This window comes from Halomonas sp. A11-A (genome assembly GCF_003182195.1).
Lineage (GTDB): Bacteria > Pseudomonadota > Gammaproteobacteria > Pseudomonadales > Halomonadaceae > Halomonas > Halomonas alkalicola.
Window position 1 is genome coordinate 52,658 of record NZ_QGTM01000001.1, and the last position, 19,913, is coordinate 72,570.

The following is a 19,913-nucleotide window of genomic DNA, read 5'->3' on the forward strand; positions in this document are numbered from 1 at the left end:
GTATGCGTTCCTAGCGGTTAAAATCAGTCATTGACCTTGAGCACGGCGAGGAAGGCATCCTGGGGAATCTCCACCCGGCCGACCTGCTTCATGCGCTTCTTGCCCGCCTTCTGCTTCTCGAGCAGCTTCTTCTTGCGGCTGACGTCGCCACCGTAACACTTGGCGGTGACGTTCTTGCGCAGCGCCTTGACGGTGGAGCGGGCCACCACCTGGCCACCGATGGCCGCCTGGATCGCCACATCGAACATCTGGCGCGGAATCAGCTCCTTCATCTTCTCGACCAGGATGCGCCCCCGGGAGTGGGCATGATCGCGGTGGATGATCACCGCCAGGGCATCCACCCGGTCGCCGTTGATCAGCACATCCAGGCGCACCAGCTTGGCGGCCTCGAAGCGCTCGAAGTTGTAGTCCAGGGAGGCATAGCCCTTGGAGATCGACTTCAGGCGATCGAAGAAGTCCATCACCACCTCGGACATGGGCAGCTCGTAGATCAGCTGGATCTGGCTGCCGAGGAACTGCATGTCCTTCTGGGTGCCGCGGCGATTCTCGCACTCGGCGATGACGTTGCCAACGAACTCCTGGGGCACCAGGATGCTGGCGCGCACGATGGGCTCGCGCATCTCCTCCACGTCGGCCATGTCGGGCAGCTTGGAGGGGTTGGAGACGTAGATGACGTCGCCGTTCTTCAGCGCCAGCTCGTAGACCACCGTGGGCGCCGTGGTCAAAAGGTCCAGGTTGTACTCGCGCTCGAGGCGCTCCTGGATGATCTCCATGTGCAGGGTGCCGAGGAAGCCGACCCGGAAGCCGAAGCCCAGCGCGTCGGAGTTCTCGGGCTCGTACTCCAGGGAGGCGTCGTTGAGCGCCAGCTTCTCCAGAGCGTCGCGGAAATCCTCGTAGTCGTCGGCGCTGACCGGGAACATGCCGGCGTAGACCTGGGGCTTGACCTTCTGGAAGCCGGGCAGGCGCTCGACGTCCGGGGTCTTGGCGTGGGTGATAGTATCCCCCACCGGGGCGCCGTGGATGTCCTTGATGCCGGCCACCACGAAGCCCACCTCGCCGGCACGCAGGATCCCGGTTTCCTTGCGCAGCGGGGTGAAGATGCCCACCTCGTTGGCCTGCCAATCGCGGCCGGTGGACTTGATGCGGATCTTCTCGCCCTTCTTCAGGGTGCCGTCGAAGATCCGCACCAGGGAGACCACGCCCAGGTAGTTGTCGAACCAGGAGTCGATGATCAGCGCCTGCAGGGGGGCGTCGGGGTCCCCCTTGGGCGGCGGGATGTCGCGCACCAGGCGCTCCAGCAGAGCATCGATGCCCAGGCCGCTCTTGGCCGAGACCTGGCAGGCATCGGTGGCATCCAGCCCGATGATCTCCTCGATCTCATGGGCGACCTTGTCGGGGTCTGCCTGGGGCAGGTCCATCTTGTTGAGCACCGGCAGCACCTCGAGCCCCTGCTCGATGGCGGTGTAGCAGTTGGCCACCGACTGCGCCTCGACGCCTTGGGCGGCGTCGACCACCAGCAGCGCCCCTTCACAGGCGTAGAGCGAGCGCGAGACCTCATAGGAGAAGTCCACGTGCCCCGGGGTGTCGATGAAGTTGAGCTGGTAGGTGTTGCCGTCCTGGGCGTGGTAGTCCAGGGTCACCGACTGGGCCTTGATGGTGATACCGCGCTCGCGCTCCAGGTCCATGGAATCGAGCACCTGCTCCTTCAGCTCGCGCTCGGACAGCCCGCCACAGCTCTGGATCAGACGGTCGGCCAGGGTCGACTTGCCGTGGTCGATGTGGGCGATGATCGAGAAGTTCCGGATATGCTTGAGCTTGTCGGATGCGGTGTCTTGGGACATCGAGTGTGTTCTGCCTGAATAGGGTTCTGGCCGGGCCAGGCGGCACGCGACCGCCGGCAAAGGGCCGGGTTCGGGCGACATTGTACCGGCATGCGCCGTCCAGATACAGCGAACCCGGCGGCCATGGCCGCCGGGTCCGGGTGGCGCCCAGGGAGGACTCAGTCGGCGGCCAGGCGCAGGGCCACGAACAGCGAACGGCCGGCGCGGTAGAGGCGCACCGGCACGGCACGATCGGTGGGCAGTTCGCTGACCAGCTCGACCAGTTGGGAGGCGCCGGTGATGGCCCGATGGTCGATGCTGACCAAGATGTCGCCGGGACGGATGCCGGCCGCGGCGGCGGCACCGCGGGGGTCGACCTCGAGCACCCGCACGCCGCCCTCGATGCCGATCTGTTCACGCTCGGCGCGCTCGAGCTCCCCCACCGAGATACCCAGGCGGGCCTGGCGACTCTCCTGTGGGCGGCTGGCGGTGGCCCGCTCGGCGTCGGGCCAGTCACCCACGGTGACGGTGAACTGGCGACGCTGGCCGTCGCGCATCAGTTCGAGCTCCACCTCGCTGCCCGGCGCGGTGCGGCCGATCAGGCGCGGCAGGGTGCTGGAGTCGTGCACGCGGCTGCCGTCCACCTCGAGGATGACATCGCCGGCCTGCAGGCCACCGCGGGCGGCCGGGCCCTCGGGGTCCAGGTCGGCGATCAGCGCCCCGCTGGGGCTGTCCATGCCGAAGGATTCGGCCAGGTCCCGGGAGACCGGTTGGATCATCACCCCGAGCCAGCCGCGGCGCACCTGGCCGTCATCGCGCAGCTGGTCGGCCACGTCCATGGCGACGTTGATGGGAATGGCAAACGAGAGCCCCATGAAGCCACCGCTGCGGGTGAAGATCTGGGAGTTGATACCGACCACCTCGCCGTCGAGATTGAACAGCGGGCCGCCGGAGTTGCCGGGGTTGATCGCCACGTCGGTCTGGATGAAGGGCACGTAGGCGTCTCGCGGCAGGGTACGCTCGATGGCACTGACGATGCCGGCGGTCACCGAGTGGTCGAAACCGAAGGGCGAGCCGATGGCGGCCACCCACTCCCCCACCCGAAGGGTATCGGAATTGCCCAGCTTGAGGGGCGGCAGGCTCTCGGCCTCCACCTTGAGCAGCGCCACGTCGGTGCGCTCGTCGCTGCCCACCAGCTCGGCGGCCAGCTCACGCCGGTCGTTGAGGCGCACCACGATCTCGTCGGCGCCATCGACCACGTGGGCATTGGTCATGATGTAGCCGTCCTCGCTGATGATGAAGCCGGAACCCAGCGACTGGCGCTCCTGGTAGCGGCCGGGGCCCTGCTCCATGCCGGGCGGCATGGGGAAGCGGTCGCCGAAGAAGTGGCGGAAGATCTCCGGCAGCTCCTGACCGCCGAAGCCCTGCAAAGGGTTGTTGCGGCTCTGCACCATGCGCGTGGTGGAGATGTTGACGACGCCAGGAGCGGCCTCTTCCACCAGCTCGGTGAAGTCGGGCAGCCCCCGGGCCGCAGCCGACTGCCAGGCCAGCAAGGTCGCGGCGAGTAGCATCCACAGGGAAAGGGGTCGGATCATGCGCTTCATGAAGGGCTCCTGCGATGGGTCGGAACGACGGATATCCAAGATATCGGTTGGCGATGAGGGTCATGTCATAACAGGAAGATAGGAGCGATGAGCGGCCTTCACAAGCCTCATCAGGGCGCCTCCCACACCAGGCTGTCGGCAACCCGCAGCAGCACACGGGGCGGCAGCTCGCCCATCACCACCAGCTGGCGCGGCTCACCACCCAGGTCGCGATGGCGCACCGCGGCGTTGGAGACGCCCAGGCGATGCAGGCCCGGCGCCAGCAGCTCCACCTCGTCGATGGGCGCCACGAACAGGCTGAGGGTGGCGAGCCCATCGCTGTAGAGGCGATGGATGACACCTTCGCCATGGCGGGCACTGCGGGTATCCGTCGGCTGGGGGGCGAAGCCGTCGGGCAGCCAGCCCAGCCGCCAGGGGTCTGCCGGGGCTTCGCGCAGGCGGTCGAGACGCACCTCGCCCTGATAGAGGCGGGGACGCTCCAGCGCCGTCAGCTGAAAGGTCTCAAGGGGGCGCCCGGTCTCGTCGAGCAGCGACTGCTTGAGCGTCAGGCCGGTGGCCTGGTCGAGCCACAGACGATGCCCGAAGCGGAAACTGTCCAGGGGGGCGATGTCCAGACGCAGGACGCGGCGGTTGGCGATGCGCTCCTCGCCACCGAGCTGCAGGCGGTAGAGGCCGTCGACCCGCTCGGCGATGCCGGCCGGGGACGGCAGCGCCTCGCCGCCCTCCCCCGACCCGCCCAGCCGCCCGATGCGCCCGCGACGCTCGAATACCATGGGCGGACCATCGAGGTAGCTGGCCACGCCACGCTCGATGCCATCACGCACATCGTGGCTGAGGGTCAGGGTACGCACGCCATCGTGGCCGATGCGCACGGCATGAGCATCGTAGAGGTAGCAGTGGCCCGCCCACAGGCTGCGCTCGAGCCACTGCCGGGCCGTCTCGGGGGCCTCGGCCTCGGCCAGGCTCCGGCAATCGAAGGCTTCCTCCCCGGGCCCATTGGTCTCTGTCATCGGGGCGGCCATCGGGGCGGCCAGCAGGGCGCTGCTGAACAGCAGGCCACTCAGGCAGCTCGCGGCGAGGAGGCACAGACGTGACGCACTCATCGTCACCCCGCTGCGCTCAGCGCTGACCGAGACCGTCGGCGCCGGAGGCGCGCAGCAGCGGCATCCAGGTATCGCCGCTGCGGTAGGCGGCCCCCTCGGCGTGGCGATCCAGGTAGGACTGCAGCAGGCGGGCCTGCTCCTCGTCGATGAGTAGCGACTGGCGCTGCCCCGGCGCCATGAACATGGGGGAGGCGTCAGCGCCGGCCCCCACGGTCATCAGGCCCTGTCCGGCGCCCTGAGGCAGCTGGAAGAGGGGCAGGTTGACCAGCGAGGGAGGCGCGGCACTCTCGCCGGCCGCCAGGCTGGCGGGTGCTGGCTGAGTGGCGCTGCCGCCGGCGACACTCGGCTGAGTACCATCGGAGCCGCCGCCCCCGTAGAACTGCACGCCGGTGATGACCATCAGCGAGACCGCGGCGGCGATGCCGGCGCTGCGCGCGAAGGGCAACGAGCGGCGGGTGGTGGGAGCAGGAGCATCCATCCGGGGCGGCTGCTCGTCCTTGAGGCGCGCCATGATGCCGGCGGAGAGATCGGTGGCGACGTCGATATCGGGCTCCCGACGCATCAGGCTGCGCATCAGGTGATAACGCCGCCACGCCTCGGCGGCATCGGGGGAGGCCTCCAGCGCCTTGAGCACTCGGCGCAGCTCCAGCTCGTCCCCCTCGTTATCCATCAGGGCAGAAAGCGACTCCCGTGCGTTCTGACTCATTCTCAACACCCTCTACAGTGGCAGGACGCTCCGCCCTGCTCCCTCGATTTCAGCCTGGAATCGGCATTCCCGGAATGGGCCGGGAATGCCGACGCAATCTCCGCCTGGCAGGCGGGTCGAACATAGCTTCTGACGTCAAAGGCGATCGACAGTTCAGCCAATCGGCAAAAAGTGTGCAGCCGCCCCTGTCGCCCCTACTCCTCCACGGTCTCGCGGTTGCGGGAGGTGGTGACCAACGGCTGGATGTGCTGGTCCACCGCCTCCCGGGCGCGGAAGATCCGCGAACGCACCGTGCCCACCGGGCACTGCATGATGTTGGCGATATCCTCGTAGGAGAGCCCCTCGAGCTCACGCAGGGTGATCGCCGTGCGCAGGTCATCGGGCAGATTGTCGATCGCCTCGAAAACCGCCGCCTCGAGCTGGTCGCGGGCCATGGCCGCCTCCGGCGTCTCGGAATCCGCCAGGCGTCCGCTGTGGTCGACGATCTCGGCATCCGCGATATCCAGGTCGCTGCCCGGCGGACGGCGGCCTCGGGAGACCAGGTGGTTCTTGGCGGTGTTGATGGCGATGCGATACATCCAGGTATAGAAGGCGCTCTCGGCGCGAAACTTGCCCAGTGCCCGGTAGGCCTTGATGAAGGCCTCCTGGGCCACGTCCTGCACCTCGGCATGGTCGTGGACGTAGCGCCCGATCAGGCCGATAATCTTGTGTTGGTACTTCCTCACCAGCAGGTCAAAGGCCTGGTTGTCGCCCTTCTGGGCGCGCTCGATGAGCTGCTGGTCGGTCTCCCTGTCACCCATTCACGGCCTCCCCGACAGACGGCGAGGAGAGCGTGACGAGTGCGCTCGGGGAGCGACGGTCATGTTGAAGAGTGCGTGCATGGCATCAACCCGAAGCCCTGAAGGGGCAGCAAAAATTCCGGAGGCCGTAGCCCAAAGTCGCACAAGTGTTCCCTTTTCCTGGCCATCCATCAACCCGGGGCGGGTCATCGTGGCATCGCCAGGGCGAACCGCGCTGTGACCAGCAGGCCCCGGCGAGGGTTCCGTGATTGATCTGATGCGGCCCCACCGGTGTATAGTAGGGGAAAAACGATTCCTCGCCCCCGGGGCCATCAGCGCAGACACGACACACAGGTAGCCGAATGACAGATCAGCAGGTCAGCAACCTCAACGTCCTCTCCCAGGACGTCCTTATCACTCCCGAGGCCCTGAAGCAGGAGATCCCCCTCACCGAAGCCGCCGAGCGCACCGTCATCGAAGGGCGCGAGACCATCCAGCGCATCCTCGACGGCGAAGACCCCCGCCTGCTGGTAGTGGTGGGCCCCTGCTCCATCCACGATGTGGATGCCGCCCTCGACTACGCCCGCCGCCTGCGCCGCCTGGCCGACGAGGTGAAGGAGAGCCTCTACATCGTAATGCGGGTCTACTTCGAGAAGCCGCGCACCACCGTGGGCTGGAAGGGCCTGATCAACGACCCGCACCTCAACGGCTCCTTCGAGATCGAGGAGGGCCTGCACATCGCCCGCCGGCTGCTGGTGGAGCTGGCCGAAATGGGCCTGCCCCTGGCCACCGAGGCGCTGGACCCGATCTCGCCGCAGTACATCCAGGACTGCATCAGCTGGTCGGCCATCGGGGCGCGCACCACCGAGTCCCAGACCCACCGCGAGATGTCCTCCGGTCTCTCTTGCCCGGTCGGCTTCAAGAACGGCACCGACGGCAGCCTGGAGGTGGCGGTCAACGCCCTGCAGTCGGTGGCCCACCCGCACAACTTCCTGGGCATCGACTATGCCGGCCGGGTGGCGATCATCCGCACCCGCGGCAATGCCTACGGCCATGTGGTGCTGCGCGGCGGCAACGGCAAGCCCAACTACGACAGCGTCAGCGTGGCCCTGGCCGAGCAGGAGCTCAGGAAGGCCGGCATCAAGCCCAACATCATGATCGACTGCTCCCACGCCAACTCCAACAAGGACCCGGCACTGCAGCCCCTGGTGCTGGAGAATGTCACCAACCAGATCCTCGAGGGCAACCGCTCGATCATCGGCCTGATGGTGGAGTCGAACATCGGCTGGGGCGCCCAGAAGGTGCCCGAGGACCTCAGCCAGCTGCAGTACGGCGTCTCCATCACCGACGCCTGCATCGACTGGGACACCACCGAGCGCGCCTTCAAGGCGATGAACGAGAAGCTCGCCCCGGTGCTGGCCAAGCGGCTCGAGGCGCAGCCGGCGTAATCGAGGCGCCTCCTGAACGCAAGCGGGCCCGCCGACTGGCGGGCCCGCTTGCGTTTACCCTGCCCCCTACTGGCGGACGCCGTCGATCTCGCGCACGAAGGGTGGCAGGGCGTCGAGCAGGGCCTGGCCATAGCGGCGGGTCAGCACGCGGCGATCGAGCAGGGTGATGCGGCCGCTGTCCTGCTCCTTGCGGATCAGCCGGCCACAGGCCTGCACCAGCTTGATGGAGGCGTCCGGCACGCTGATGCGCATGAAGGGGTTGCCGCCACGGCTCTCGATCCACTCGGCGAGCGTCGCCCCCACCGGGTCGTCGGGGACCGCGAAGGGCAGCCGGGTGATCACCACGTGGGTGAGGTAGTCGCCGGGTAGGTCGACCCCCTCGGCGAAGCTGGCCAGGCCGAAGATGATGCTGCCCTCTCCCGCATCGACCCGCGCCCGGTGCCGGGTGATCAGCTCGCGCTTGGGCAGCCGATCCTGGGCCAGCACCCGCTCGCCCAGGGCCTTGGGCAGCGCCTTCTCCACTGCGCGCAGCTGCGCCCGGGAGGAGAACAGCATCAGTACCGCCTCCTTGTCCCCCAGCGCCTGGACGAAGTCGACGATGGCGCGCTCATGGCCCTCGCGGTCGGCCGGGTCCACGGCCTCCCGGGGTACGCTGAGCACCGCCCGGGAGTAGTCGAAGGGGCTCGGCAGGCGCTGGTAACGGTAGCGGTTGGCGAGCCCCGCGCGCTCTTGCAGCCGCTCGAAGCGCCCCAGCGCGGTGAGCGTGGCCGAGGTGACCACGGCGCCGAAGGTGGCGCCCCACAGGCTCTTCGCCAGGGTATGGGCCGCCGAGACGGGGCTGGCCGAGAAGCTCAGCTCCGGATCGGCCCCGAAGCGCTCCAGGGTCAGCCAGCGCGCCCGCGGAGGCTCGCCCTCGGGGTCTGCCTCGCAGAAGGCCTGCCACAGGGCGTGGGCCTCCAGGGCGCGACCGTGGAGCAGCGCCACCAGCGGCAGCCACGCCTCGGCCTGTTCCTTCGGAAGCCCAGTATGCTTCTCCGGGTCGAGGCTCTCGCGCAGGATATCGGTCATGCTCTCCAGGGTTCGGGAGAGCTCGGCGAAGATCACCAGCAGGGCCCCGGCCAGTTCGCGCAGCGCCTCCGGGGCGCGGCCCAGCTCGAAGCGGTGCTGGCGAGCCTCCTCGCCGTCGGCGAGGCCCTCGGGGCGCCCGGCCAGTTGGTGGCCCAGGGCGAAGGCCTCGCCGAGTTTCGGCTCCAGCGCCTCGATGGCCTGGGGCAGCGTGGCCAGCAGCCGCGCCAGGGTCGGCTGCACGGCCAGCGCCTGGTTGAGCTCGGTCAGCGACTTCTTCAGGGTGCGCAGCCAGCCCAGGGCGCCGCCCACGGCGAAGCGATGGGTGAAGTGGTTGAGCGCCTTGTCGGGCAGGTGGTGGCCCTCGTCGAAGACGTGGATGCAGTCGCCGGGGTCGGGCAGCACCACCCCGCCGCCCAGGGAGAGGTCGGCCAGCACCAGGTCGTGATTGGCGACGATGATGTCGGCCTGCTCCAGGTCGCGCCGGGCGCGGAAGAAGGCGCAGGCCCCGAAGTGACCGCAGCGGCGGTTGGTGCACTGGCGGTGGTCGACGGTGAGCCGGCGCCAGTGGGTGTCCTCAATGGCCTCGGGCCAGCTGTCGCGATCGCCGGCCCAGCGGCCGTTGCCGTAGGCCTCGCCCAGCGACTGGGCCAGGGCCTGGAAGTCGTCGCCGCCGCTGGCGATCTCGCGCTCGAAGAGCGACAGGGTGGGGTTCTCCTCGACGCCCTCGAGGACCTGGTCGAGGCGCGCCACGCAGACGTAGCGGCCGCGCCCCTTGGCCAGGGCATAGCCGAAGTCGATGCCGCTGTGGGCCTTGAGGGCGGGCAGGTCCTGGTGCAGCACCTGCTCCTGGAGGGCGACGGTGGCGGTGGCCACCACCAGCCGCTTGCCGCGGGCCTTGGCCACCGGCAGCGCGGCCAGCAGGTAGGCCAGGGTCTTGCCGGTGCCGGTGCCCGCCTCGAGCACGCAGACGTGCTCGTCGCTGACCCGCTTGCCGGCCTCGTCGGCCTCGATCCCCCCCAGGGTGCGGGCGATCTCGGCGATCATCAGCCTCTGGCCGTAGCGGGGCGTCAACTCGAGGCCCTCGAGCACGCGGCGGTAGGCGGCCTGGATCTCCCCCTTCAGGGCCTCGTCGAGCATGGGCTTAGAGCAGGCCTTCGGGCGGATGCTCGCAGGGCAGCTTGTCGCCGATGAAGCGCTCGATCTCGGGGAGCGAGAAGGCGTCCTCCTCACCGACGAAGCTGATCGAGACCCCCTTGGCGCCGGCGCGGCCGGTGCGGCCGATGCGGTGGACGTAGTCCTCCGGGTCTTCCGGCAGGGTGTAGTTGATCACGTGGCTGACATCCTCGATATGGATGCCGCGGCCGGCCACGTCGGTGGCCACCAGCACCTGGATCTCGCCCTCGCGGAACTTCTCGAGGGTGGAGATACGCTGGTTCTGGGGCACATCGCCGGAGAGCATGGCGGCGTTGATGCCGGCCTTGCTGAGCAGCTCATCGAGCTTGCGCACCAGGTCGCGGCGGTTGCCGAACACTATCACACGGTCGAAGCTCTCCTGCTTGAGCAGGTTGACCAGCAGGCGCTGCTTGTCGGCATCGCTGACCAGGTAGACCCGCTGATCGATATCGGCGGCATTCTCCACCGTGACCGCGATCTCGATGTGGGTCGGCTCATGGGTCCACTGGCTGGCCAGGTTGAGGATGTCCTCGGTGAAGGTGGCCGAGAAGAGGAAGGTCTGACGCTCCTCCTTCTTCGGAGTGTGGCGGATGATGCGCTTGACGTCCGGGATGAAGCCCATGGAGAGCATCCGGTCGGCCTCGTCGAGCACCAGCACCTCGACCTGGGTCAGGTCGACATCGCGCTTCTGGTGGAAATCGAGCAGCCGGCCCGGGGTGGCCACCAGGATGTCGAGGCGGTCGGCCAGGGCCTCGCGCTGCTTCTGGTAGTCCATGCCGCCGACGACGCTGGCCACCTTGAGGTCGGTGAAGCGGGCCAGGGCCCTGGCGTCCTTCTCGATCTGCAGGGCCAGCTCCCGGGTCGGGGCGACGATCAGGGCCCGCGGGGCGCCGGGCTTCTGGGCGTTCGGCGCCTCCTCCTCGAGGAAGTAGGCGAGGATCGAGATCAGGAAGGCGGCGGTCTTGCCGGTGCCGGTCTGGGCCTTGCCGACCACGTCGCCGCCCAGCAGGGTGTGGGTCAGCGCCTCTGCCTGGATCGGGGTGCAGTACTCGAAGCCCAGGGCATGAATGGCACGCATCAGCGGCAGCGGCAGATCGAAGTCATGGAAGCGCCACTTGCCTGCCACGGCAGGCACCTGGAACTGGCGCAGGTCCCAGCCGGAGGCGTTGCGGCGCCGCGGCTTGCGACGACGACGCTTGGGCTTGCGATCCTGGGCCGGTGCGTTGATCTGATCCGACTCGCTCATAGGCTGCTGTCTGTCCGTTTGGGTGGTTGAGTGCATAACACAAACGCGCATTGTAACAGCCAATGCGACGAAGGGCGCGTCTCGTGAGCGCTTCGCCTGTAGTAGGCGCGGTGGGACTGGTAGAATGCGCGCCAGACCAGAGGAGTTGACCCATGACCCGTCGCAAGAAGACCCGCTCGCTCGCCGACAAGGTGACCATCCGCACCGGTCGGCGCAAGGACTACAAGAAGTGGCGCCACGAGAACCCCGACCAGGTCACCTCGTCGACCCGCTACACCCAGAAGAAGCGCCAGCAGCGCAAGCTCCAGGCCGCCCGCAAGCTGGCCCGCCAGGAGGCCGGCCAGAGCATCGTCATCCACGCCGAACAGCAGACCGAGACCCCCGACCAGGGAGGTCCGCAGAGCTGATGCGCCTGGTGTCCTTCAACATCAACGGCATTCGCGCCCGGCTCCACCAGCTCGAGGCACTGGTGGCCACTCAGCGTCCGGCGGTGATCGGCCTGCAGGAGACCAAGGTCCAGGACAGCGAGTTTCCCCGCGAGGCGGTGGAGGCGCTGGGCTACCGAGTGTTTTTTCACGGCCAGAAGGGGCACTACGGGGTGGCGCTGATGATCGACGCCGGCCAGTGCGGCGAGCCCGAGACGGTCCACTACGGCTTTCCCGACGACGGCGAGGAGGCCCAGCGGCGCATGATCGGCGTGCGCCTGGTGCTGGCCGACGGCGAGGTGCTGACGGTGTGGAACGGCTACTTCCCCCAGGGCGAGAACATCGACCATCCGGTGAAATTTCCCCACAAGCGCGACTTCTACGCCCAGCTCAGGCGGCTGCTGGAGACGCAGCATCGCCCCGACGAACGTCTCGCGGTGATGGGCGACTTCAATATCTCCCCCGAGGAGATCGACATCGGCATCGGCGAGGCCAACCGCAAGCGCTGGCTGCGCGAGGGCAAGACCAGCTTCCAGCCGGTGGAGAGGGAGTGGCTCGACGGTATCAAGGCCTGGGGGCTCGTCGACAGCTACCGGGTGCGCTATCCGGCGGTGGACGACCGTTACAGCTGGTTCGACTACCGCTCGAAGGGCTTCGACCGCGAGCCCAGGCGCGGCCTGCGCATCGATCATATCCTGGTCACCGCACCGCTGGCCGAGCGGGTCGTGGACGCCGGCATCGACTATGACCTGCGCGGCATGGAGCGGCCCTCCGACCACGCCCCGGTGTGGACCGAGCTCGCTCTGTGAGCCTGTCCCCTCGGGGCGGCTGAGCTGGCGGTTGGCCCGCTCCCGGCGGGGCCCTATAGTGAGGGGCCCGCCCACCACGCCGGGGATCGCCACCATGCCCGGGGCAGCAGCATGGCCACCCCCCTGGTGCTCAGCGACGAGGCCTTGACCGCCCTGCTTGCCAGCCGACTGTAGGTTCCTAGCGCAACCTAGCGCAGCTGGAACTCGAGACGCTGGCGGGCGCGCCGCAGGCGGCCGTCGGCCTCGAAGCGCCACTGCCCCACCGCCTCTTCGGCGGCCTGCTCGAAGACCTGGCGCGGCCGGGCATCCAGCACCCGGATACTGGCGCGATCGACGCTGCCGTCGGGCCGAATCAGGAACTCCAGCTCCACATGGCCCTCGATCCCACGACGCTGGGCGCGTCGCGGATAGCCGGGCGGTACGCGACTCAGCGGCACGGCCTCCCCCACCTCCACCGGCCCGCCATCAGCGACCGCCGGCTCGCCCCGGCCCTCGTCCGCCCTGCGCTCCCGAACCTGCTCTGCCCAGGGCGCTTCGACTGGTTCGGCGACCGGCGCTGGCTGCGGCATTGGCGCAGGTTCGGGCGCAGGCTCGGGCGCAGGCTCGGGCGTCGGCTTGGGCATCGGCTCGGGCGTCGGCTCGGGTATGGGCTCGAGCGCAGATGTCCCTTCGGCCGAGGCGCTCTCGACAGGCTCGCTCTCGACCGCCGTATCAGGTAGCGCCGGCGCGTCGGCGACCTCCTCGGGTGCCGGCTCGCCCGCCTCGTCGCTCTCCGTCAGCGACGCCATCCGCAGCGGCATCGCCGCCTCCAGCGGCGCCACCTCTTCCATCGGCGGCGTCACCAGCAGCGCCAGCAGCCAGAACAGCCCCACGGCCAGGGCGGCACCACCGAGCCCCGAGAGGGCCAGCCGCATCATGGACCGCTCCGGGTGGCCGCCACCGCCACGTCCTCGACGCCCGACTCCCGCAGCCGGTCCATCACCTCCACCAGCAGCCCGGTGGTGGAGCGGCGATCGGCCTGGATCACCACGCCGCCCTCGCTGCCAAGCAGCCCGGCCACCTCGGCGCCGACCCGGTGCAGGTCCACCGGGCGCCCGTCGACCCACACCGCCCCTTCCGCGGTGAGTGCCACCATGACCTGGGCCTCGGGCCTCGGGGTCGCAGCGCTGGAGTCGGGGCGCTCGATCTCAACGCCGCTCTCCTTGATGAAGCTGGTGGTGACGATGAAGAAGATCAGCATGATGAAGACCACGTCGAGCATCGGCGTGAGGTCCACTTCGCTGGCCTCGCTGTCGGCCTCCAGGCGGCGTCTACGCATCCCGCTCGTCTCCCCTCTCTTCGACGGCACGGGCCAGGCGGTCATGCAGCCGCTGGCGCTCGCGCCGAATGATCACTTCCAGGCGTGTGGTGGCCAGCAGGCCCGCCACGGCCACCGCCATGCCGGCCAGGGTGGGCAGGGTGGCCCGGGCCACCCCGTCGGCCATGGCCCGCGCCTGGTGGGTCTCGCTGAGCGCCAGGCCGTCGAATACCACGATCATACCGGTCACGGTCCCCAGCAGGCCGAACAGCGGACAGAGCGCCACCAGCAGCTTCATCCACGGCAGCGGACGGCGCAGCCGGGCCACCAGCTCGCGGCTCCAGGCCTCGCGCAGGGTGCGCGCGCTCCAGCTCGCGTGATCCCGGCGGGCCGACCAGCGGCGCAGCAGGGCGCGGCGCTCCGCACGCCAGGTGACCCGAAAGTACCACCAGCGCTCCAGGGTCAGGGCGAAGAGCAGCGCGGCCACCAGCATGATGCCCACCAGCACGGCACCGCCCGCCTCCACCAGGCGTTGAAGCGGCGCGGCCCAGCCCCACCAGGCCTCAGGCGGAAAGGGCATGGGACTCTCGTGACGACGCCTTGGCGGGGGTGGAGTGCGCCTCCAGGTGGTCGGCCAGGGTCGCGCTGGCGTGCCCCTCCAGCAGGCCCACCAGGCGTCGACTGCGGCTGACCAGGGCGGTATGGGCGAACAGCAGCGGCACCGCGGTGATCAGGCCCAGCACCGTGGTGACCAACGCCTGGCTGATCCCGCCGGCCATCAGCTGCGGGTCCCCGGTGCCGAACACCGTGATCGCCTGGAAGGTGACGATCATGCCGGTGACGGTACCCAAAAGGCCCAGCAGTGGCGCCACGGCGGCCAGCAGCTTGACCAGCCCCTGGCCACGCTCGAGGCGCGGCAGCTCCGCCAGCAGCGCCTCGTCCAGGCGCGCCTCGAGCGCCTCGGGCGGCAGGCCATCGGGCAGTGCCTCGAAGCGCGCCAGCACCCGCCCCAGGGGGTTGTCATCGCGCAGCCGCTCGGGGGTCCTGCACTGACGGCGCAGCCGCAGGGTGACCCCCAGCAGGTAGGCGTACTGCAGCAGCGCGGCGAGCAGGCCGAGCCCGCCCAGCGTCACCACCACGTAGCCCACGGCGCCACCCTGGTGGAAGCGCTCCACCAGGGTGGGCTGGGCCGACAGGGCGTCCAACAGCCGACCGGCGGTGGGGTCCAGCAGCAGCGCCTCGCCGCCGGACCAGGCCGCCGCCAGGCGGTTTCGCTGCTCGGCGGAGAGCCCTTCGACCACCGCCAGGCGCGGTGTATCGCCATGCTCGGAGGTGCTGCGGCGCAGCAGATCGCCGCCGCCGAAGGCCATCAGGTCGCCCAGGCGGGCCACTTCACGCGGCGCGATATGGCCCGCGAGGTCGGCCACCGGCGCCTCGAAGCGCCGCCAGCGTCCGCTCTCCGCGGTCCAGGCCTCCAGCCCACGCAGCAGCTCCGCACTCGCTGCGATGCCGCTCGCCCCCTGTGAGGGTCGTGTCGGCAGCTCGAGCCCGCTGCCCAGGCGCAGCCAGCTCCCGGCGAGGCTGTCACGCAGCTCGCCGGCCTGGCGATCCACCCGTGCCAGCAGCTCGGCGTCGCCGCCATCCTCGGCGATCGGGGTCACGGGCAGCGGCACGCTGGCGGGGGCGCCAGCCTGCTCGGCCTCAGGCGACAGGGAGACCGGCAGCGCCAGCAGCTCAGGGGGGCGCCGCGCGCGGGCAATAGCCAGCCCCTTGCGCAGTTCGGCCAGCGCGGCTGCGTTCAGGGGCTGCCAGCCCGCCTCCGCGCGGGACCAGACGCCCCCTTCACGGCCATCCGGGCTCAGGAAATAGAGGCCCACCCGACCCAGCCGCAGGTAGTCCACCTCCCGGGACGCGTCACCCACCAGCAGCCCCCGCCAGCTGTCGATCTCGCGCCCGTAGGCGAGCTCCTGGCGCCAGGCGGCCACCAAGCCCTCCCACTGTTCATGGGCCAGCAGCGGCTCGGCGGCCAGCTCTCGGCGCAGATCGCCCACCCGCGCCCGGCGCTGCTCGACCAGAAAGGGCAGGTCGCCGGCGATGAAGGCCTCCAGCCGCGCCAGGCTGCGCGCCATCTCGGCGGCCAGCGGCAAGGCCAGGCCGAGCGCGCCTGGCTCGAGCCTCGGGTCCGCCTCCTCCGGCGATGCCCCGCTGGCCATGCCCGGTGTTATCAGCAGGGCCAGGCACAGGCAGGCGGACCTGATCCACCACCTCGCCCTTGATCTTCCTCTACGCTCGTTCACCCTCGTCTCCCGAAACAGCGACTGGCGTGATGCTCCCCCATGGCGCGCTGCTCTGCCATGGTCCAGATCCAATGCGACATTAATGCAAATGATTCTCTATTCTACCCTGACGACACCCCATAAAAAACCGGCCCTCGTTCGAGGGCCGGCAACGGCGTGTTCGATGCGCCTGTCGAGAGCAAGGCTCTCTTGCTTACAGCTTGCTTTCCAACTCGGGTAGGGCCTCGAAGAGGTCGGCCACGAGGCCATAGTCCGCGACCTGGAAGATCGGCGCCTCCTCGTCCTTGTTGATGGCGACGATCACCTTGGAGTCCTTCATGCCGGCCAGGTGCTGGATGGCACCGGAAATGCCCACGGCGATGTAGAGCTCAGGCGCGACGATCTTGCCGGTCTGGCCCACCTGCATGTCGTTGGGCACGAAGCCGGCGTCCACCGCGGCGCGCGAGGCGCCGATGGCCGCGCCCAGCTTGTTGGCGATGCCGTCGAGCAGCTTGAAGTTCTCGCCACTGCCCATGCCGCGGCCACCGGAGATCACCACCCGGGCGGCAGAGAGCTCGGGGCGGTCGGACTTGGCCAGCTCCTCCTTGAGGAAGGTGGACTGGGTGTTGTCGGCCCCTTTCGTGAAGGACAGGTCCACCGCCTCGACGGCGGCACTGCCCCCTTCGGCAACGGCATCGAAGGCGGTGGTGCGCACGGTGATCACCTTGAGGGCGTCCTCGCTCTGCACGGTGGCGATGGCGTTGCCGGCGTAGATCGGGCGCTTGAAGGTGTCCGGGGACTCCACCGCGATGATCTCGGAGATCTGGGCGACGTCCTTGAGGGCGGCGACCCGGGGCAGCACGTTCTTGCCGGTGGTGGAGGCGGCCGCCAGCAGGTGGGTGTAGTCGCCGGCCAGCGCGTTGAGCAGCGCCGCGGTGGGCTCGGCCAGCAGGTGGGCGTAGGCGGCGTGGTCGGCCACGCGGACGCGGGAGACGCCGTCCAACTTGGCGGCGGCCTCGGCGATGGCGGCCACATTTTCGCCTGCCACCAGCACGTCGATATCACCGCCAATGGCCTTGGCAGCGGCGACCACATGGGCAGTGGTGCCGGCCAGGACGCCATCGTGATGTTCCGCGAGTACCAGAATGCGCATGAAATTCGCTCCTATCAAAGCACTTTGGCTTCGTTCTTGAGTTTGTCGACCAGCTCATCCACGGAGCCCACCTTGACGCCGCCCTGGCGCTCGGCCGGCGGCTCGACCTTGAGCAGCTTGACCTTGGAGGCCACCTCGACGCCGAGATCCGCCGGGGTCTTGACGTCCAGGGGCTTCTTCTTGGCCTTCATGATATCCGGCAGCTTGGCGTAGCGCGGCTCGTTCAGGCGCAGATCGGTGGTGACGATGGCCGGCAGGGAGAGCTCGATGGTCTGCAGGCCGCCGTCGATCTCGCGGGTCACCTGGAGCTTCTCGCCCTCGACCTTCACCTCGGAGGCGAAGGTGCCCTGAGGCAGGCCGGTGAGGGCCGCCAGCATCTGGCCAGTCTGGTTGTTGTCGGTGTCGATGGCCTGCTTGCCGAGGATCACCAGGCCCGGCTGCTCCTCCTCGACCAGCTTGGCCAGCGCCTTGGCGGCACCCAGCGACTCGACGCGCTCATCGGTCTCGACGTGAATCGCCCGGTCGGCGCCCAGTGCGAGCGCGGTGCGCAGCTGCTCCTGGGCGGCCTTGGGGCCCACGGTGACGGCGACCACCTCGCTGGCGACCCCGCGCTCCTTCAGGCGCACCGCCTCTTCCACGGCGATCTCGCAGAAGGGGTTCATGGCCATCTTGACGTTGGTGAGGTCGACGTCGGAGTGATCCGGCTTGACCCGAATCTTGACGTTGTAGTCGATGACGCGTTTGACCGCGACGAGTACTTTCATGGTGTCCTCGCTTGGTATCTGGTGCGGCACTGGCGTGCGCGCACCTTCCTGAAACGGGCCGCTTAGGGGAAACACTGATTTATTGCTGCGCTCGATATCCTGACCGCCGGCGGTACTCAAAATCCTCATTTACTGCCGTGTAAACTCCGGTTTTTCCGTTCCGGCGGCGGTCAGCCTCTCATCGCTCGCGACATAAATCAGCGCTTCCTTAGAACGGCGCGACATGCCTTTATAGATTTCATGCGAGCGTTTGATAGGCGCCGCATCGAAAAACCCTGTCAATGTGCCATAGCCGGGCCCATGGCAACAATCCCACCTTGGGACGCCCACCTCCTCGGCCTAACGAATCGAAGGGGGTGACCTGAATCCGCTATTATGCCTATCATGGAGCCAGGCCAGAAGCAAACGACCGTTTTAATTACCTTCGACGTTGGTGGCAGACCATCGGCAGCGAAGCGAGGGAGGAGACCCCAGTGGAACAAGTAGAACGCGATTCGATGGACTTCGATGTGGTCATCGTCGGCGCCGGGCCTTCGGGCCTGGCCGCGGCGTGCCGGCTGATGCAGCAGGCCAATGCCGCCGAGCAGGAGCTAAGCGTCTGCGTGGTAGAAAAAGGCTCCGAGGTGGGCGCCCATATCCTCTCCGGCGCCGTCTTCGAGCCCCGCGCCCTGGCCGAGCTCTTCCCCGACTGGGAGGCGCGCGGCGCGCCGCTGACCACCCCGGCGATCCGCGACGAGCTCTACCTGCTCAAGAATGCCGAGAAGGCATTGAGGCTGCCCAATGCCCTGGTGCCCAAGTCCATGCATAACACCGGTGGCGACATGCCGCGCTATGTGATCAGCGCCGGCAACCTGTGCCGCTGGCTGGCCGAGCAGGCCGAGGGCCTCGGGGTCGAGATCTTCCCGGGCTTCGCCGCCCAGGAGGCGATCGTCGAGGAGGGGGTAGTCAAGGGCATCCTGATCGGCGACATGGGCGTGGGCGCCGACGGCGAGCCCAAGGACAACTACATGCCGGGCATGGAGCTGCGCGCCAAGTACACCCTGTTCGCCGAGGGCGCCCGGGGCCATATCGGCAAGCGCCTGATCCAGCAGTATGACCTCGACGCCGGCCGCGACCCCCAGCACTACGGCATCGGCCTGAAGGAGCTGTGGGACATCCCCGCCGAGCAGCACGAACCCGGCCTGGTGCTGCACGGCTCCGGCTGGCCGCTCGACAAGTCCACCCACGGCGGCTGGTTCCTCTACCACGCCGAGAACCAGCAGGTGGTGGTGGGCCTGATCATAGACCTCTCCTACCAGAACCCCTGGCTGTCGCCCTTCGACGAGTTCCAGCGCATGAAGCACCACCCGGTGCTGGCCAAGCATCTCGCGGGCGGCAAGCGCATCGCCTACGGCGCCCGGGCCATCACCAAGGGCGGCCTCAACTGCCTGCCGAAAATGACCTTCCCGGGTGGCCTCTTGATCGGCTGCGACGCCGGCACCCTGAACTTCGCCAAGATCAAGGGGCTGCACACCGCCATGAAGTCTGGCCTGGTGGCCGCCGAGGCGGTCTTCGAGGCCATCGCCGGCGGTGATGAAGGGGGACAGGAGCTGACCGCCTTTACCGAGAAGTGGGAGGCGAGCTGGGCCTACGCCGAGCTCAAGGAGAGCGCCAGCTTCGGCCCGGCGATCCACAAGTACGGCACCGTGGGCGGCGGCGCCTACAACTTCGTCAACCAGCTGCTCGGCGGCAAGCTGCCCAACGTCCACGACACCACGCCGGATCACGCGGCCCTCAAGCCCGCCGCCGAGTGCGAGAAGATCGACTACCCCAAGCCCGACGGCAAGCTCTCCTTCGACAAGCTCTCCTCGGTGTTCCTCTCGAACACCAACCATGAGGAGGACCAGCCCTGCCACCTGCGCCTGGCAGACCCGGAGTTGCCGATCCGTGACAACCTGCCGACCTACGCCGAGCCCGCCCAGCGCTACTGCCCGGCCGGGGTCTACGAAGTGATCGAGGGGGACGACGGCAAGCCGCAGTTCCAGATCAACTTCCAGAACTGCGTGCACTGCAAGACCTGCGACATCAAGGACCCGGCCCAGAACATCACCTGGGTGGCACCGGAAGGCGGCGGCGGGCCCAACTACCCCAATATGTGACCCCATCCAAGATAGCCGCTCTACTCTTGCGCTCCCTCCGCGGGAGCGCAATTCGTTGTGCCCCCGAAGGGAGCTCATGACCTCAGGGACTGATCGCTGCTTCC

17 protein-coding genes are annotated in these 19,913 nt (G+C 68.5%); 4 read left to right on the forward strand and 13 right to left on the reverse strand.

What is annotated here, in order from left to right:
- Positions 1 to 23 precede the first annotated feature (23 nt).
- From lepA to rpoE, 5 genes are all read right to left on the reverse strand, one after another.
- Positions 24 to 1,841, reverse strand: coding sequence for a translation elongation factor 4 (gene lepA, locus DER72_RS00220; protein ID WP_110068003.1), 1,818 nt, complete (start codon positions 1,839 to 1,841; stop codon positions 24 to 26).
- A 158-nt stretch (positions 1,842 to 1,999) separates the two neighbouring features.
- Positions 2,000 to 3,424: a DegQ family serine endoprotease gene (locus DER72_RS00225; protein WP_110068004.1), complete on the reverse strand. Its 1,425-nt coding sequence runs from the start codon at positions 3,422 to 3,424 to the stop codon at positions 2,000 to 2,002.
- Between the two features lie 110 nt (positions 3,425 to 3,534).
- Positions 3,535 to 4,527, reverse strand: coding sequence for a MucB/RseB C-terminal domain-containing protein (locus tag DER72_RS00230; protein ID WP_110068005.1), 993 nt, complete (start codon positions 4,525 to 4,527; stop codon positions 3,535 to 3,537).
- Between the two features lie 16 nt (positions 4,528 to 4,543).
- Positions 4,544 to 5,233 carry a sigma-E factor negative regulatory protein gene (locus tag DER72_RS00235; protein WP_110068006.1) on the reverse strand — a complete coding sequence of 230 codons (690 nt, stop codon included), beginning with the start codon at positions 5,231 to 5,233 and terminating at the stop codon, positions 4,544 to 4,546.
- Positions 5,234 to 5,427: 194 nt separating this feature from the next.
- Positions 5,428 to 6,033: an RNA polymerase sigma factor RpoE gene (rpoE, locus tag DER72_RS00240; protein ID WP_110068007.1), complete on the reverse strand. Its 606-nt coding sequence runs from the start codon at positions 6,031 to 6,033 to the stop codon at positions 5,428 to 5,430.
- 341 nt (positions 6,034 to 6,374) lie between these two features.
- On the opposite strand from rpoE, the gene DER72_RS00245 reads away from it, so the two are divergent.
- Positions 6,375 to 7,460, forward strand: coding sequence for a 3-deoxy-7-phosphoheptulonate synthase (locus tag DER72_RS00245; protein WP_110068008.1), 1,086 nt, complete (start codon positions 6,375 to 6,377; stop codon positions 7,458 to 7,460).
- A gap of 66 nt (positions 7,461 to 7,526) precedes the next feature.
- On the opposite strand, the gene dinG is transcribed toward DER72_RS00245, so the two are convergent.
- Both dinG and rhlB read right to left on the reverse strand, forming a co-directional pair.
- On the reverse strand, positions 7,527 to 9,665 hold the full coding sequence (gene dinG / locus DER72_RS00250) for an ATP-dependent DNA helicase DinG (protein ID WP_110068009.1): 2,139 nt from the start codon (positions 9,663 to 9,665) through the stop codon (positions 7,527 to 7,529).
- 4 nt (positions 9,666 to 9,669) lie between these two features.
- A complete protein-coding gene (rhlB, locus tag DER72_RS00255; RefSeq protein WP_258306129.1) occupies positions 9,670 to 10,947 on the reverse strand; it encodes an ATP-dependent RNA helicase RhlB in 1,278 nt (425 codons plus the stop codon).
- Positions 10,948 to 11,099: 152 nt separating this feature from the next.
- Here rhlB and DER72_RS00260 point away from each other — a divergent pair, with 152 nt between their 5' ends.
- Together DER72_RS00260 and xthA are read left to right on the forward strand one after the other, a co-directional pair.
- Complete coding sequence (locus DER72_RS00260) at positions 11,100 to 11,354, forward strand: hypothetical protein (RefSeq protein ID WP_110068011.1); 255 nt, start codon at positions 11,100 to 11,102, stop codon at positions 11,352 to 11,354.
- Positions 11,354 to 12,181, forward strand: coding sequence for an exodeoxyribonuclease III (gene xthA / locus DER72_RS00265; protein WP_110068012.1), 828 nt, complete (start codon positions 11,354 to 11,356; stop codon positions 12,179 to 12,181). The genes DER72_RS00260 and xthA overlap by 1 nt, the downstream gene beginning before the upstream one ends.
- 188 nt (positions 12,182 to 12,369) lie before the next feature.
- On the opposite strand, the gene DER72_RS00270 is transcribed toward xthA, so the two are convergent.
- From DER72_RS00270 to DER72_RS00295, 6 genes are all read right to left on the reverse strand, one after another.
- Positions 12,370 to 13,098, reverse strand: a complete 729-nt coding sequence (locus tag DER72_RS00270; protein WP_110068013.1) for an energy transducer TonB — start codon at positions 13,096 to 13,098, stop codon at positions 12,370 to 12,372.
- A complete protein-coding gene (locus tag DER72_RS00275) occupies positions 13,095 to 13,499 on the reverse strand; it encodes a biopolymer transporter ExbD (protein ID WP_110068014.1) in 405 nt (134 codons plus the stop codon). The genes DER72_RS00270 and DER72_RS00275 overlap by 4 nt, the downstream gene beginning before the upstream one ends.
- A complete protein-coding gene (locus tag DER72_RS00280; protein WP_110068015.1) occupies positions 13,492 to 14,058 on the reverse strand; it encodes a MotA/TolQ/ExbB proton channel family protein in 567 nt (188 codons plus the stop codon). Before DER72_RS00280 ends, DER72_RS00275 begins: the two co-directional genes overlap by 8 nt.
- Positions 14,042 to 15,691 (reverse strand): MotA/TolQ/ExbB proton channel family protein, encoded by a 1,650-nt coding sequence (locus DER72_RS00285; protein WP_146209024.1) that lies wholly within the window; start codon positions 15,689 to 15,691, stop codon positions 14,042 to 14,044. The genes DER72_RS00280 and DER72_RS00285 overlap by 17 nt, the downstream gene beginning before the upstream one ends.
- Positions 15,692 to 15,968: 277 nt before the next feature.
- On the reverse strand, positions 15,969 to 16,907 hold the full coding sequence (locus tag DER72_RS00290; RefSeq protein WP_110068016.1) for an electron transfer flavoprotein subunit alpha/FixB family protein: 939 nt from the start codon (positions 16,905 to 16,907) through the stop codon (positions 15,969 to 15,971).
- Positions 16,908 to 16,921: 14 nt separating this feature from the next.
- Positions 16,922 to 17,671 carry an electron transfer flavoprotein subunit beta/FixA family protein gene (locus tag DER72_RS00295; protein WP_110068017.1) on the reverse strand — a complete coding sequence of 250 codons (750 nt, stop codon included), beginning with the start codon at positions 17,669 to 17,671 and terminating at the stop codon, positions 16,922 to 16,924.
- 473 nt (positions 17,672 to 18,144) lie between these two features.
- On the opposite strand from DER72_RS00295, the gene DER72_RS00300 reads away from it, so the two are divergent.
- Positions 18,145 to 19,809, forward strand: a complete 1,665-nt coding sequence (locus tag DER72_RS00300) for an electron transfer flavoprotein-ubiquinone oxidoreductase (protein ID WP_110068018.1) — start codon at positions 18,145 to 18,147, stop codon at positions 19,807 to 19,809.
- Positions 19,810 to 19,913: the final 104 nt, after the last annotated feature.